General features: G+C 43.4%; 17 protein-coding genes. 4 read left to right on the plus strand and 13 right to left on the minus strand.

Annotation, left to right across the window (positions count from 1 at the left end; translation table 11 throughout):
- Nucleotides 1–762: 762 nt before the first annotated feature.
- The 6 genes from IE163_RS07340 to IE163_RS07365 form a co-directional block, all read right to left on the minus strand.
- The gene (locus IE163_RS07340; protein ID WP_143039960.1) at nucleotides 763–960 is read right to left on the minus strand and encodes a hypothetical protein; all 198 of its coding nucleotides are present in this window, start codon (nucleotides 958–960) and stop codon (nucleotides 763–765) included.
- 851 nt (nucleotides 961–1,811) lie between these two features.
- The gene (locus IE163_RS07345) at nucleotides 1,812–2,477 is read right to left on the minus strand and encodes a hypothetical protein (RefSeq protein WP_189431802.1); all 666 of its coding nucleotides are present in this window, start codon (nucleotides 2,475–2,477) and stop codon (nucleotides 1,812–1,814) included.
- Nucleotides 2,478–2,575: 98 nt separating this feature from the next.
- Entirely contained in the window at nucleotides 2,576–2,917 is a 342-nt protein-coding gene (locus IE163_RS07350) for a MafI2 family immunity protein (protein ID WP_189431804.1), read from the minus strand.
- 89 nt (nucleotides 2,918–3,006) lie between these two features.
- On the minus strand, nucleotides 3,007–3,504 hold the full coding sequence (locus IE163_RS07355) for a hypothetical protein (RefSeq protein WP_189431806.1): 498 nt from the start codon (nucleotides 3,502–3,504) through the stop codon (nucleotides 3,007–3,009).
- Nucleotides 3,505–3,894: 390 nt separating this feature from the next.
- Nucleotides 3,895–4,221, minus strand: a complete 327-nt coding sequence (locus IE163_RS07360; RefSeq protein ID WP_189431808.1) for a hypothetical protein — start codon at nucleotides 4,219–4,221, stop codon at nucleotides 3,895–3,897.
- Nucleotides 4,222–4,835: 614 nt separating this feature from the next.
- A complete protein-coding gene (locus tag IE163_RS07365; RefSeq protein WP_189431810.1) occupies nucleotides 4,836–5,135 on the minus strand; it encodes a DUF3658 domain-containing protein in 300 nt (99 codons plus the stop codon).
- A gap of 1,198 nt (nucleotides 5,136–6,333) precedes the next feature.
- Between IE163_RS07365 and IE163_RS07370 the strand changes: the two genes are divergently transcribed.
- Nucleotides 6,334–6,645, plus strand: a complete 312-nt coding sequence (locus IE163_RS07370) for a hypothetical protein (protein ID WP_189431812.1) — start codon at nucleotides 6,334–6,336, stop codon at nucleotides 6,643–6,645.
- Between the two features lie 101 nt (nucleotides 6,646–6,746).
- On the opposite strand, the gene IE163_RS07375 is transcribed toward IE163_RS07370, so the two are convergent.
- From IE163_RS07375 to IE163_RS07405, 7 genes are all read right to left on the minus strand, one after another.
- Complete coding sequence (locus IE163_RS07375; RefSeq protein ID WP_189431814.1) at nucleotides 6,747–7,364, minus strand: hypothetical protein; 618 nt, start codon at nucleotides 7,362–7,364, stop codon at nucleotides 6,747–6,749.
- Nucleotides 7,365–7,853: 489 nt separating this feature from the next.
- On the minus strand, nucleotides 7,854–8,231 hold the full coding sequence (locus tag IE163_RS07380) for a hypothetical protein (protein WP_189431816.1): 378 nt from the start codon (nucleotides 8,229–8,231) through the stop codon (nucleotides 7,854–7,856).
- Nucleotides 8,232–8,339: 108 nt separating this feature from the next.
- Nucleotides 8,340–8,615, minus strand: coding sequence for a hypothetical protein (locus IE163_RS07385; protein WP_189431818.1), 276 nt, complete (start codon nucleotides 8,613–8,615; stop codon nucleotides 8,340–8,342).
- 146 nt (nucleotides 8,616–8,761) lie between these two features.
- Nucleotides 8,762–9,106 (minus strand): hypothetical protein, encoded by a 345-nt coding sequence (locus IE163_RS07390; RefSeq protein WP_189431820.1) that lies wholly within the window; start codon nucleotides 9,104–9,106, stop codon nucleotides 8,762–8,764.
- 130 nt (nucleotides 9,107–9,236) lie between these two features.
- Nucleotides 9,237–9,557 carry a hypothetical protein gene (locus IE163_RS07395; RefSeq protein WP_189431822.1) on the minus strand — a complete coding sequence of 107 codons (321 nt, stop codon included), beginning with the start codon at nucleotides 9,555–9,557 and terminating at the stop codon, nucleotides 9,237–9,239.
- 90 nt (nucleotides 9,558–9,647) lie between these two features.
- Nucleotides 9,648–10,124, minus strand: coding sequence for a hypothetical protein (locus IE163_RS07400; protein WP_189431824.1), 477 nt, complete (start codon nucleotides 10,122–10,124; stop codon nucleotides 9,648–9,650).
- 87 nt (nucleotides 10,125–10,211) lie between these two features.
- Nucleotides 10,212–10,655 (minus strand): hypothetical protein, encoded by a 444-nt coding sequence (locus tag IE163_RS07405; protein ID WP_189431827.1) that lies wholly within the window; start codon nucleotides 10,653–10,655, stop codon nucleotides 10,212–10,214.
- A 240-nt stretch (nucleotides 10,656–10,895) separates the two neighbouring features.
- On the opposite strand from IE163_RS07405, the gene IE163_RS07410 reads away from it, so the two are divergent.
- The 3 genes from IE163_RS07410 to IE163_RS07420 all read left to right on the plus strand — a co-directional run bounded on the left by IE163_RS07410 (nucleotide 10,896) and on the right by IE163_RS07420 (nucleotide 12,521).
- Nucleotides 10,896–11,861, plus strand: a complete 966-nt coding sequence (locus IE163_RS07410; RefSeq protein ID WP_189431829.1) for an integron integrase — start codon at nucleotides 10,896–10,898, stop codon at nucleotides 11,859–11,861.
- 149 nt (nucleotides 11,862–12,010) lie between these two features.
- A complete protein-coding gene (locus IE163_RS07415) occupies nucleotides 12,011–12,265 on the plus strand; it encodes a type II toxin-antitoxin system Phd/YefM family antitoxin (protein WP_189431832.1) in 255 nt (84 codons plus the stop codon).
- Nucleotides 12,258–12,521 carry a Txe/YoeB family addiction module toxin gene (locus tag IE163_RS07420; protein ID WP_189431834.1) on the plus strand — a complete coding sequence of 88 codons (264 nt, stop codon included), beginning with the start codon at nucleotides 12,258–12,260 and terminating at the stop codon, nucleotides 12,519–12,521. Before IE163_RS07415 ends, IE163_RS07420 begins: the two co-directional genes overlap by 8 nt.
- Nucleotides 12,522–12,578 lie beyond the last annotated feature (57 nt).

The following is a 12,578-nucleotide window of genomic DNA, read 5'->3' on the forward strand; positions in this document are numbered from 1 at the left end:
GCGGCGTTGCCGCCACGCGATGTTGACCGAAGCCACTGCACCCATAAATTAAAAACTTAACCAGCCAACTGCGATACAACGAAATAGCTGGAACCTTAAAACTTGCTGCAAACGGAGCCAATGAACCAAAAGGAACAACGCTACCGCCCTCGCCGCCAGCGACTAACCCACAAACTGGCGGACTTGATGTTTTGGCTTTGCCGCTATAAAAACCAGACGCGAGCAATGCCAGAATAAAAAACCTTAACAGCCCTAAACACCCCGAAAACTGCTAACGCCGCGCACATGGGTGACGACCGCATCGCGGTTGGCATCCCAGCGACCGAAGGGAGCGAATGGTGCGCCTTGTTAGCGGCAACAAACACACTACCCACGCGGCACTGCCGCCAAGCGATGCCGAACAATGGCAACCCTGTGCATAATTAAAAACTTAACCAGCCAAGTGCGATACAGAGAAATAGCTGGAGCCTAAAAACTTTTAAGCCAGCGGAGCCAATGAACCAAAAGAACAACGCTACCGCACCATCAGAGATTGCACCTGACCAACAAACTAGCGAACCTGACGGAATAAATTAACAACTGAGATACAACTTAACGCAAGCAGAGCCGAAAAGTAAAACAGATTTTTTAGCTAAATCTTCCCGACAGCCGGCTAACGCCGCCAGCACGCGCGGCTTTGTAGCGAAGGCAAAGCCGTAGCGAAAAAGACGTCGCCGTGCCTGGCCTTGTTATAAGCCCAATGCTGGATGTTTAAATAATGCACTAAAATAACCCAACTATTTTGATTAGTGCTACAAATACCAACAATACGACAATTACATTTGGAAAATGCGGATGTTTTGTCTTCATCCACGCTAGAGCCGGTGATTTTTTAGAAGTACCAAGTACACCGCCAAAGTGCAACGCACCGACTATGCAAATAAAAATTACTAAAATGCTGTTTGCTGGTTCAGAGATCAACGTAGCTCCTTGGGCTTATAACGCCGCGCACATGGGCGACAAAAACGCGCCAGCGGGTTTGGCGTCCCAGCGACCGAAGGGAGCGAATGATGCGCATTGTTAGCGGCGACAACCACACTACCCTCGCGGCACTGCCGCCAAGCGATGCTGAACAACAGCACTCATGTGCAAATTTAAAAACTTAACCAGCCAAGTGCGATACAACGAAATGACTGGAACTTAAAAACCTGTTGCAAGCGGAGCCAATGAGCCCAAAGGAACAACGCTACCGCACCATCAGAGATTGCACCTGACCAACAAACTGGCGAACCTGATGGAATAAATTAACACTTGAGATACAACTTAACGCAAGCAGAGCCGAAAAGTAAAACAGATTTTGTACCTAAACCTTCTCGACAGCCGGCTAACGCAAAGCACATGGGTGACGACCGCATCGCGGTTGGCATCCCAGCGACCGAAGGGAGCGAATGGTGCGCATTGTTAGCGGCGACAAACAAACAACCCACGCGGCGCTGCCGCCAAGCGATGCCGAAGAACGGCAACCTTGTGCAAAATTAAAACATAACCAGCCAAGTGCGATACAGCGAAATGACTGGAACTTAAAAACTTTAAAGCTAGCGAAGCCAATGAGCCAAAAGGAACAACGCTACCGCCCCATCAGAGATTGCACCTGACTAACAAACTTGCGAACCTGACGGAATAAATTAACAACTGAGATACAACTTAACGCAAGCAGAGCCGAAAAGTAAAACAGATTTTGAAACCACACCCTCTCGACAGCCGGCTAACGCCGCAATAATTTGCCGATTGAAGCGTAGCGTAAAGCGGTCAAATTGATTGCCTTGTTAGGGCTACTTGATAGAACCACTAATGGCCAAAATTACGAAAACAATATACCCCACAATAACTAAGCCAAATATAATTGGGTGCTTTCGAATCATTTTACGTTGTACTTCTATAATCCGAAAGAATGGAAAGGCCTCTTCAGGTATTTTAGAAATTTTCTCCTCAAGTTCCTCTATAGTTTTATTTAGTTTATCGTTGTCTTGGCTAAGTGCAGAATCACGTAACTCAGCTATTAAAGTTTCGTAGCTTCTAGGGATCACTCGTTTTCCAGACTCTTGTGACTGATTAAGAGAGTCTGCCAGACCTAGCAAAGTATTAGAGTAAGAATCTTTTTGGGTAGAGTCTAAATGTTTACTTCTTTGAAACCTTAACGAAACATCTTCAAACAGCCTCTCGAGATCGTATGCAGAATCAATAGTAGTTTCAACCTCCCTCTCTACAGCGTTAAATAATTGTTTAAGCTTCGCTGTAGTAATTTTTTCTTGTGTTACTAGCATTCCCTCGATTAGATCAATAAGCATCTCTTTGGCTTTACGAACTCTTTCATTTCGAATTTTTCTACCTGAAAACCAAACGCCAATCGGCCCTAAAACAAAGAACACAAAACCAACCCCAAGAGATACCATTATGCTCGAGTAGTTGTCATTCCAAAAACTTACTATTACTTCCAATTCGCAATCTCCTTTGGAGCCCTAACGCAAAGCACATGGGTGACGACCGCATCGCGGTTGGCATCCCAGCGGCTGTAGGCCGCGAGTGATGCGCCTTGTTAAGTGTTTTTGTATAGTTTTGACCATGAGTTCCAATCGTCTTCGTTACGCAGATAAACCAACAGCGGAAGGTGCTCCATCTTATTTGGATATGGAACCGATAACATCTCCTCGGTATAGCTGCGATGGTTTCCTGTATAATTTGCAAGGATATTGGTCAGCACAACGCTCGCAACCTCTTTGGCTTCTTCGCTTGGCTCACCATCGAATATAAAACGTCCAACAAAGTCTTCACCGTCTTCAGACAAGCTGAACGAAACTGCCCTAAAGGATGGTGCAACCTCACCCAAAAGCGCGCTTTGGGCATATAGCATCAATTTTATATCGTGCTCAGTTCTCATAGACACTTAACGCAAAGCTTTGGGGCGGCTGGAGCGCAGCGTAAGCCGTCCCAGCCGCGCTAGCGGCGACAATAGCGCCTTGTTATGCACTAGTATGGAGCGCATAACCCTGAATAGATAATATTGCCATCAATTAACATAAAAGGCTTTTTATCGTTTTTACTGAACTCCTCGATATAAAGGTATTCAACCGATATCATTGGTTTATAAATTGTCAGTACTTTAAAACCTTGTTGAGTTGAACCGTAATCCAATACTCGTGGTTCTCCGAAGGAATTATGATTTGCAAGCTCTCCGGTCATTCGACCACTTCCTTTATCTACGACAAACTCTTTTCCAACCTGCATCTTTGAAAAGTCACTTGGAGTGGTCTCGCCATTTTCCTTTAACTGACTTGAATGATTCACAGTACATTTATAAGCATCTATTTGAGCCAATACATGATTCGAAAGTAAGCAAATAAAAATTGTGATTAAAATTCTCATCCTCACTCCATTATTGATGTGCATAACGCCGCGCACATGGGCGACAAAAGCGCGCCAGCGGGTTTGGCGTCCCAGCGACCAACGGGAGCGAATGGTGCGCATTGTTAGCGGCGACTACCACACTACCCTCGCGGCACTGCCGCTAAGCGATGCCAACCAACAGCACCCGTGTGCAAATTAATAAATAAACCAGCCAGGTGCGATACAGCGAAATAGCTGGAGCCCTAAAAACTTTAAAGCCAGCGGAGCCAATGAGCCAAAAGGAACAACGCTACCGCACCATCAGAGATTGCACCTAACCAACAAACTGGTGAGCCCGATAGAATAAATTAACAACTGAGATACAACTTAACGCAAGCAGAGCCGAAAAGTAAAACAGATTTTGAAACTACACCTTCCCGACAGCCGGCTAACGCTCGCCACAAACGCGAGCAACTTGTTGCGAGTCGAGCGCCCAACGGGCGCGTTTTTGATGGCGCTTGTTATGCGCAGCTAAACCCAAAACTGCCACCACTTTTTGTTGGCCCTTTTTAGATGCTGAGCCGCCACGTAATTTGCAATATTTTGGTTGATATCGCTTTTGCTCTGGTATTGTTCCTGATTTTTAGCTGCGGTTTTTTTGTCTAAGTATGCTTTCTGTGCCTTATGGTAATCACGGAACCAAAACAACGGAGCAATGGTTACAAAGGCAACAGGAATTATGACGGTTACGTTTTGGACTTGAAAGTAAATCAGAACAACGGCAATAAGTACTGCCAATACGCATATTACTGCGTAGTCCCTGTGATAATTTTCTGGTTTTTCAGGTTCGCTAATCATGAATTACCTTTTCGCATAACGCTAAGCTCAGCCGCAGTTTGTAAGTTGATTGTTTGTGGAAAACTTTTGCGCAGCAAAACCACAAACAATCAACTTACAAACTGTCGAGCACACGAAGTGTGCGATGCTGGAGCGCCTTGTTACGTGATAATGCTTTTTGTGAAGATGTTGCCGAAGCAGGAAGGAAGCTTTTTGCTTTGCCTTCCAGTGCAAACCAACACGCCTAAAGACTTGAGACTTTACACAAAAACCGGCTGAAGCGAAAGCCGAAATAAACCGAAACTAAAAGTAAAAATGTGCTTGCGAAACGCTTCTACCGAAGGCACCAAAATGGAGCTAAAAAAACAATAACGATTGCTTCGGATTTTTAAATGATTGTGGTTTTACGCTTTTTGCGCACGACCATTCAGGGTTTGTGCTTTTGCTTTTCTATACTTTCAGCTTTGCACAAACCAAAACACTTAGCCCCACGTAACGTTCGGTTCAACCGCAGTTTGTAAGCGGCGCATTTACGATAAACTTCGCACAGCGATTCGCTATATGCGCTGCTTATAAACTGTCGAGCGTAAGCGCGCAGCGCTGTAGCGGCGTTGCAACCGCTTGTTAGGCATATTTTATGGTAGTTTAATTTCACTATAACGCATTTTTTTCAAATTTCCTTGGGATTGCAAAGCGCCAGAATTAACTAAAAGCTCAATGCGTTCTGAATAAAATATATCTGGCACTCCGGGAAACTCACTTTGAAATTCTAAAAGTGTTTGGCCTACCACTCTGGCAACCTTTCTCCATTGATGGCTGGAGTTCTCCAAAATTGCCTTGTCTATTTTCTCTAATTCGCTAGCAGTTAATCTACCAACTATTACTAACTGAGCTTCGCTCATTGGGCCGTCATTTTCTAACTGAATATCGTCCATTGTAGTTACTACGCCTGATGAGTTGGTGTGATCCTGAGAGCAACCGATTAGAAAAGCGAATAGAACTATCAGGATACTTAGATTTTTCAGCATTGCTTTGCCTAACGCTGAGTTCAGCCGCAGTTAGTAAGTTGGTTTTTTGTGGAATACTTTTGCGCAGCAAAACCACAAAAAGGCGACTTACTAACTGTCGAGCGCACGAAGTGCGCGGTGCTGGAACGACTTGTTATGGGAATAGATGTTTTGCACGTTGCTTGAACAGAGCAAAAAAGCTTTTCCCGCTTTTAAAAAGCCCAAGAAAACCTTGAGCGCTTAAAACCAGAAGCAGAAAAACGCTTTTGCAAAACCAGCAGAATAGTGGTTTTAAAGTGCGAAAACGTTTCTACCGAAGGCACCAAAATATAACTAAAAAAACCAAAAATGTTCACTTCGGCTTTTAACGCTTTGCCGCTAAAGGCGCTAAAGCTTCAGCCTGGGAAAACCCAAAACGAACCAACTCAGAAAATTACCGGTTTTGCTTTTGCAGACTTTCAGGCCGCCAAAGCCAAAAACCTTTTGTCCCATAACGCCGAGTTCAGCCGCAGTTAGTAAGTTGGTTTTTTGTGGAATACTTTTGCGAAGCAAAACCACAAAAAGGCGACTTACTAACTGTCGAGCGCACGAAGTGCGCGGTGCTGGAACGACTTGTTATGGGATTAGCTTTTTTGCACATTGCTTGAACAGAGCAAAAAAGCTTTTCCCGTTTTTAAAAAGCCCAAGAAAACCTTGAGCGCGTAAAACCAGAAGCAGAAAAACGCTTTAAAAAAACCAGCAGAATAGTGGTTTTAAAGCGCGAAAACATTTCTACCGAAGGCACCAAAATATAACTAAAAAAACCAAAAACGTTCACTTCGGATTTTAACGCTTTGCGGCTAAAAGCGATAAAGCTTCAGCCTTAGAAAACCAAAAACGAACCGACCCAGAGAATTACCGGTTTTGCTTTTGCGAACTTTCATGCCGCACAAACAAAAAACTTTCTGCCCCCATAACGTTCAGTTCAGCCGCAGATTGTAAGCGGCGCATTTGCGATAAACTTCGCGCAGCGATTCGCTAAATGCGCTGCTTACAAACTGTCGAGTGCGCGAAGCGCACGGTGCTGCAACGGCTTGTTACGTGATAATGCTTTTGTGAAGATTTTGCCGAAGAGGGAGGTGAGCTTTTGCTTTGCCTTCCAGTGCAAACCAACACGCCTAAAAACGATGAAACTTTACACAAAAACCGGCCGAAACGAAAGCAAGAAAAAACCAGATGTGGAGCTTTAAAAATACCTGCGAAACCCTTTCTACCGAAGGCGCCAAAAATACAGCTAAAAAATTCAAAAACCTTCACTTCGGATTCTTTGATTCTTGCCGGTTTTAAGCTTTTACCGCACGAACTTCACGATTTTATGCTTTTGCTTTTGCTGAATTTCAGTATTGCACAAACAAAAAAACTAGCCCCACGTAACGCCGAGCTAAGCGGCAGTTTTTAAGTTGTAGTTTTGTGGAATACTTTTGCGCAGCAAAACCACAAAACTGCGACTTAAAAACTGTCCAGCGCACGTAGTGCGCGATGCTTGAGCGATTTGTTAGCTTACTCTATGACTACAGCAGGTAGTTTTGCAAAAGCAGTAACGTGCTCCTCAAACTCATCAAGCAAAAAATCAGAAAAAACGGCCTCTGAAGCTGTTAGTGAAACTACTGAACAGATTCCAACCCAAATATTTAAATGTTCTGGCGATATTTTTTCAGCGATAGGGATATGCGCCAATACAATAGGCAAATTCTGCTCGCATGAATTTCTGAAGTCTTTTTCACTTAACATTTTCTCTAACTCTTTTTTAGACTTTTTCTTTGATGATTTAAAAGCTTCAAAATTTACTTCAAAAGTGTCAGCATTCTTAATTAGTTTGGTCCAATGAAATGTGCCACCCTCATGATAAGCTTCACAAAGAATTGATATTATTTTAATGAGGCTGTCTTTTGCCTGTCTTTTTTCCTTAAGCAATAGCTCTTTTCGCCTGGCTTCTTTTTGCACATTCACAAACCTTAAGATTAGCGCCAGAAAAGAAGCAAATACTAACCCTTCATATGCAACCCCTCTTAGCGTGCTTTTAAAGTCATCGAAATTACAGGTTAATACGATAGATGTAACTCCGAATACTACTCCTGCAAAAATTAAGACGCTTTTTTCTGAAAAATTCAGTTTCAAGAAAACCTTCCTTACTGTGCGAAGCTAACGCAAAGCACATGGGCGACGGCCGCGCAGCGGTTGGCGTCCCAGCGACCGAAGGGAGCGAATGGTGCGCCTTGTTAGCGGCGACAACCACACTACCCTCGCGGCACTGCCGCCAAGCGATGCCGAACAACGGCAACCTTGTGCAAAATTAAAAACGTAACCAGCCAAGTGCGATACAACGAAATAGCTGGAACTTAAAAAACCTGTTTCAAACGGAGCAAAAGTGCCAAAAGGAACAACGCTACCGCACCATCAGAGATTGCACCTAACCAACAAACGAGTGAACCTGATGGAATAAATTAACAACTGAGATACAACTTAACGCAAGCAGAGCCGAAAAGTAAAACAGATTTTGAAACTACACTTTCCCGACAGCCGGCTAACGCCCAAATTTAGCGCGGAAAGCCGCGCAGCGGGTTGACGTCGCAGCCAGCGCTTTTTGCTGGCGATAAAATTTGCTTGTTAGCTCTGTGACTTCTTATCTTTATCAATAGTTGCCTGATTCATGCGAAAGCCGACTAGAAATGCAAAGGCTGCAACTAAAAGAAAATGAGCACCAGGAAACGCTTCGTTTAAACCAGTAAATTTTGAAATTTGAAAAGGCACTACAAAGCATAAAGGCGCAGCCCAATATACCGGCTTTAATACAAGTTTTTGACCTGAAATTATTTGACCAAGCCAGAACCCAACAAATCCTATCAAGAAATAAATTGCTATAGTAATCAATATGCTTATAGCACCAATAGCCAGATTACCTTTTAAAACTGGCAACAATATGAAAAAAAGCGCAGTTGCCGATAAAACAGCTGAGTATACGATTGTTTCCTTTTGAGACTTCATTTTTACCTCAATTAAAGCTAACGCATTACTAATGGGCTGCCGCAGCGCAGCGTAGGCAGTCCCGTGGAGGCCACGCCGTTTGTGGCCGGAACGAAATTTAGTAACTTGTTAGGCATTTGAACCATCCTGTGCTTTGGGTTTTGTTAACACCACAGCCAATAAGAAAACGCCTATAAGCAAAGTAAAAAATGTGATAGCGCTTCCCCAGATTGAATTGATGAGGAAATCGTAGCTTGGTGCAGATACATGCTCAAGCACCCAAAACATTGCATCCTCACCGCCTACGTAGTTTACCAATACAAGTAACTCACCCAGTTTTGGATGAAAGAAACTTATTGCGCCGCGAAGAATAAATAGATAAGCAGCGACTAAAAGTATTACCATCAGAGCTCTTTTTAATATGCCTCGGTTTAGATTCTGCATCTGTAACGGCCTAACGCTCCGCACACGGGCGACGAGCCGCGCAGCGGGTTGGCGTCCCAGCGACCAGCGGGAGCGAGTGCTGCGGTTTGTTATGTGCGAGTTTGATACTACTGGCCACCACGAAGCACTCTGAAAAAAAACTCCATAACAAACAATGTAATAAAAAAATATATAATATTCATTATTATTGCTCTGTATTTTCTGAACGGTAATGTTTTAGATAAATCAGGGTTCATTTGCTTTAATTCAGAGAGCATACTTTTACCACTCTCTGTAAGCGAAAGATTCATAAACACGGATTTGTCAGGAGCCTGCATTGTAGTACTTACGTAACCTTTTAGAATTAGCTCCGAGAGTAATTCGCGAGAAATAAATTCATCAGAGGCAATTCTTATTGGAAGTGAGCCCGAATGAATGTCAAATAAAGCTAGCAAGTACTCGCGTGTGTTCATTTATAAACTCTATTCTCTACGCTCATGACAACCTAAGCACATAACGCCGCTAGCACGCGCGGCTTTGTAGTGGAGGCGAAGCCGCAACGCAAAAGACGTCGCCGTGCCTGGCCTTGTTAAGCGTGCCACTCTAGGCCCCATGAAACTTTTCATACGCTGCTGCTTCTAGGTCGCCACATTCAGATATCAATGAATCATTTTCGTCGAGTATTTTGTACGGCTGCTGTACACCACCTATGGACGCAGAACCATCCAAGCCTAGTAATAGCGTATAGAACACATCCGTCAAAAGCTGGTCGATTGCTTTGTCGAAGCGCTCCTTCTGGTCTGGAGAGAGATTCATTGCTCGGACGTAAGAAGCTAATTCAGATTCATCGTCTGCTTCGACGCAACATTTTAAAAAGCTGTCCTTTTCCATTTTCCAGAGTTCGGCGAATTCGTCTGAGGTCATATGCTTCCTTACGCTTAACGCCGCCAGCACGCGCGGCTTTGAAGTGAAGGCGAAGCCGCAACGGAAAAGACGTCGCCGTGGCTGGCTTTGTTATGACGGAACAAAACCAGAACCTATAATTTGCATGACTGTGCCGCAAAACAGACAAAAAATGCCTAGGTAAACATGATCTCGTTCAACCTTATCAAGAGAAAGAATATTATTCATTTCGTTTTCATGCTTTTCCCTTTCAGAACTAATTTCATGCTCCAACTTTTTCTTTTGTTCTTCGGAAAACATCTGATGCATCATGAATTCAGTATGCCTTTCTAGTTCAATGCTCAACTTCTCAATCTGAACTCGTCTTCGACTATAACGTCCATTCCATAAAAACCGAATAATCAAAAATAACGCAGCAAGAAGGTTGATTGAAGCGCCAATTTGCGAGAGCTTTCTGGCTTGCTCTTGAGAAATTTCTGTAAAGGTAAAATCGAAGAATAACCACCAGATCAAAGGAAGAACAGTAACTGTTAATATATTAATAATTAAGCCAAACTTTCTACTGTAAACTTTTTCAGACTTACTCATAAATTTCTTCGTCCGTCATAACGCCCCGCGCATGCGCGCGAACTTGTGAGCGTCGCAGGGGCTGCAGGCCCCGAATGACGCGGTTTGTTATAGGCCACGATTAAGCAGCCTTGGATTGCTTTTAGCAAGCAAAAACGATGCATCATCAATAAAAGGCCATACCTCGAAATTACCTGCTTTAAAAAATCTTTCCTGTTTTCTATGGCAGCCAAGTAATCTCTCAAATAGGTTATAGACCATTGGCCTACTGCCAGGATATGAAATTTTCGGCCAACGATACTCCTCATCACTGTGTAAGAAAAGTATCCAAATTGCGATTTTACGCTTCCCTTCTGCAGGCAACTGCCATTCATCTTTTAATTTATGCTTGCGTATGTCGCAGTAGAATGGCCAAAGAGAATCCCACATAGCGTCTATTATCGGATCCTTTGTTTCAGGCTTAGCATCATCAAAGTCATAATTGTAGATTTGTCCGGTCACAAAGTGGCGAACAATTTCAGCAGCTTTATCTCGGGCAACTCGATCTATCATAGTGGCCTATAACAGCTTTGTAGTTTGGAACGCCCACGCTTTCCAGCCATGTAAACGCCCTTCTATCTTTTGTAAAAGAAATAACACTATCTAATAACATACCGTGAATCAACAGATTTTTTTGGTACTTATTAAATTGTAATTAAAAAAGCAGGGTTTAACCTTGCGATTTACTTGCTAACAATAAATTTACCTACTACTGTATTTATATACACTTAAACTTATTTTAAGGAGCGGGAAATGTCTTCTCCCTTTTTGCAATATATCGCTGAGTTTATGTATACCCACCGCTACGCCAAAAGAACGGTTGAGGCTTATCAGTACTGGATTAAGATGTATATCCTTCATAACAAAAAGCAGCATCCGTCTAGGCTTGGCGATCAGGATGTTGAAAATTTTCTGTCGTATTTAAGTAATCAGCGTAATGTCGCGCCTAGGACACAAGCAACAGCACTTAATGCACTAAGTTTTTTATATAACAAGGTATTGCAGCAGCCGCTGTCATTAAACCTGAATTTTAATCGCTCACAAATTTCCCCTAAATTACCGGTGGTACTCACTCGACCTGAAGTAACAGCGTTATTAAGGGTTATTGAACCGCGTTATAAGCTATTAGCACAGTTGATGTATGGTAGCGGTTTACGTTTAATGGAGGCGGTACGGTTACGGGTGCAGGATATTGATTACGATTACTTGTCGGTCATGGTATGGCAAGGGAAAGGCAATAAGAATCGTCGAGTAACCTTGGCACCAGAGTTGGTTCCAACGCTTAAACAGCAAAGTCAGTTTGTCTTACAATATTTTCAGGCTGATCTGGCCAATCCGGACTATTCAGGTGTTTGGCTGCCTTACGCGTTAGCTCGCAAAAATCCTTCGGCTCCCAGGCAATTTGGTTGGCAGTATTTGTTTCCCTCCACGCAACTGAGTATTGATCCTGATTCAAAATTGTTACGCCGTCACCATATGGATGAGAGCTGCGTAAGGCGGGAAATTAAGATAGCCTCTCGCAAAGCCACTATCTCTAAAAATGTAACCTGCCACACGCTGCGTCATTCCTTTGCCACTCATTTATTAGAATCAGGTGCTGATATCCGCACTGTACAGGAGCAACTAGGTCACGCCGATGTGCGTACTACCCAAATTTATACTCATGTCATTAATCGCGGCGCTGGAGGGGTGAAAAGCCCACTCTCGCAACTACTGTAAGCCAACCTAATGCTTGTAACAGACTCGCTAAGTAAGGTGTTTTAGCAATCTATAGTAAGTTAGAAGCGCAAACAACATGTTCTTTAAGTTGTACAGGTTCTGCTTTAGCCCTATACTTGTTCAACAAGTTGTACAGATGGAGAAAGGTTATGCGAATAGTGTCATTTACTGAGGCGCGCAATAATTTAAAATCGGTATTAGATTCCGTAGTGAATGATGCCGATACGGCGGTTATTACCCGCCGCGATGCCGAAGATGCGGTAGTGATGTCGCTGGATTATTACAATAATTTAATGGAAACGGTGTATTTATTGCGCTCGCCAGCCAACGCTGAACATTTACAGCGCTCAATTGCGCAGTTTAAAGCCGCAAAAACCAGCCAGCGGGATTTGCTGGATGAGTAGTCGTTTACTAGTATGGACCGACGAAGCCGGGCAAGATTATCTGTACTGGCAAACTCAGGATAAAAAGACCTTAAAACGTATTAACCTGCTAATCAACGATACCAAACGCTCACCTTTTGCTGGTATCGGTAAGCCTGAGCCGTTAAAAGAAAACCTGGCTGGCTTTTGGTCGCGCCGTATCGATGACACTAATCGTTTAGTTTATGCCGTGGCTGATCAGGCATTAACCATTATTTCCTGCCGCTATCATTACTAGTTTTCCGCTAAATTACCGTTTTGTGAAAAAAACAGAGCGCCGATAGCGCCCTGTTAA

The sequence above is a fragment of the Alishewanella longhuensis genome (genome assembly GCF_014653435.1).
Classification (GTDB): domain Bacteria; phylum Pseudomonadota; class Gammaproteobacteria; order Enterobacterales; family Alteromonadaceae; genus Alishewanella; species Alishewanella longhuensis.

Bases quoted from the DNA above. Each gene is read 5' to 3' on its own strand.
- IE163_RS07350 (WP_189431804.1), bottom strand. From the start codon at position 2,917: ATGAGAACTGAGCACGATATAAAATTGATGCTATATGCCCAAAGCGCG.
- IE163_RS07355 (WP_189431806.1), bottom strand. From the start codon at position 3,504: ATGCGCACCATTCGCTCCCGTTGGTCGCTGGGACGCCAAACCCGCTGG.
- IE163_RS07360 (WP_189431808.1), bottom strand. From the start codon at position 4,221: ATGATTAGCGAACCTGAAAAACCAGAAAATTATCACAGGGACTACGCA.
- IE163_RS07365 (WP_189431810.1), bottom strand. From the start codon at position 5,135: ATGGACGATATTCAGTTAGAAAATGACGGCCCAATGAGCGAAGCTCAG.
- IE163_RS07380 (WP_189431816.1), bottom strand. From the start codon at position 8,231: ATGAAGTCTCAAAAGGAAACAATCGTATACTCAGCTGTTTTATCGGCA.
- IE163_RS07385 (WP_189431818.1), bottom strand. From the start codon at position 8,615: ATGGTAATACTTTTAGTCGCTGCTTATCTATTTATTCTTCGCGGCGCA.
- IE163_RS07390 (WP_189431820.1), bottom strand. From the start codon at position 9,106: ATGAACACACGCGAGTACTTGCTAGCTTTATTTGACATTCATTCGGGC.
- IE163_RS07395 (WP_189431822.1), bottom strand. From the start codon at position 9,557: ATGACCTCAGACGAATTCGCCGAACTCTGGAAAATGGAAAAGGACAGC.
- IE163_RS07400 (WP_189431824.1), bottom strand. From the start codon at position 10,124: ATGAGTAAGTCTGAAAAAGTTTACAGTAGAAAGTTTGGCTTAATTATT.
- IE163_RS07405 (WP_189431827.1), bottom strand. From the start codon at position 10,655: ATGATAGATCGAGTTGCCCGAGATAAAGCTGCTGAAATTGTTCGCCAC.
- IE163_RS07410 (WP_189431829.1), top strand. From the start codon at position 10,896: ATGTCTTCTCCCTTTTTGCAATATATCGCTGAGTTTATGTATACCCAC.
- IE163_RS07415 (WP_189431832.1), top strand. From the start codon at position 12,011: ATGCGAATAGTGTCATTTACTGAGGCGCGCAATAATTTAAAATCGGTA.
- IE163_RS07420 (WP_189431834.1), top strand. From the start codon at position 12,258: ATGAGTAGTCGTTTACTAGTATGGACCGACGAAGCCGGGCAAGATTAT.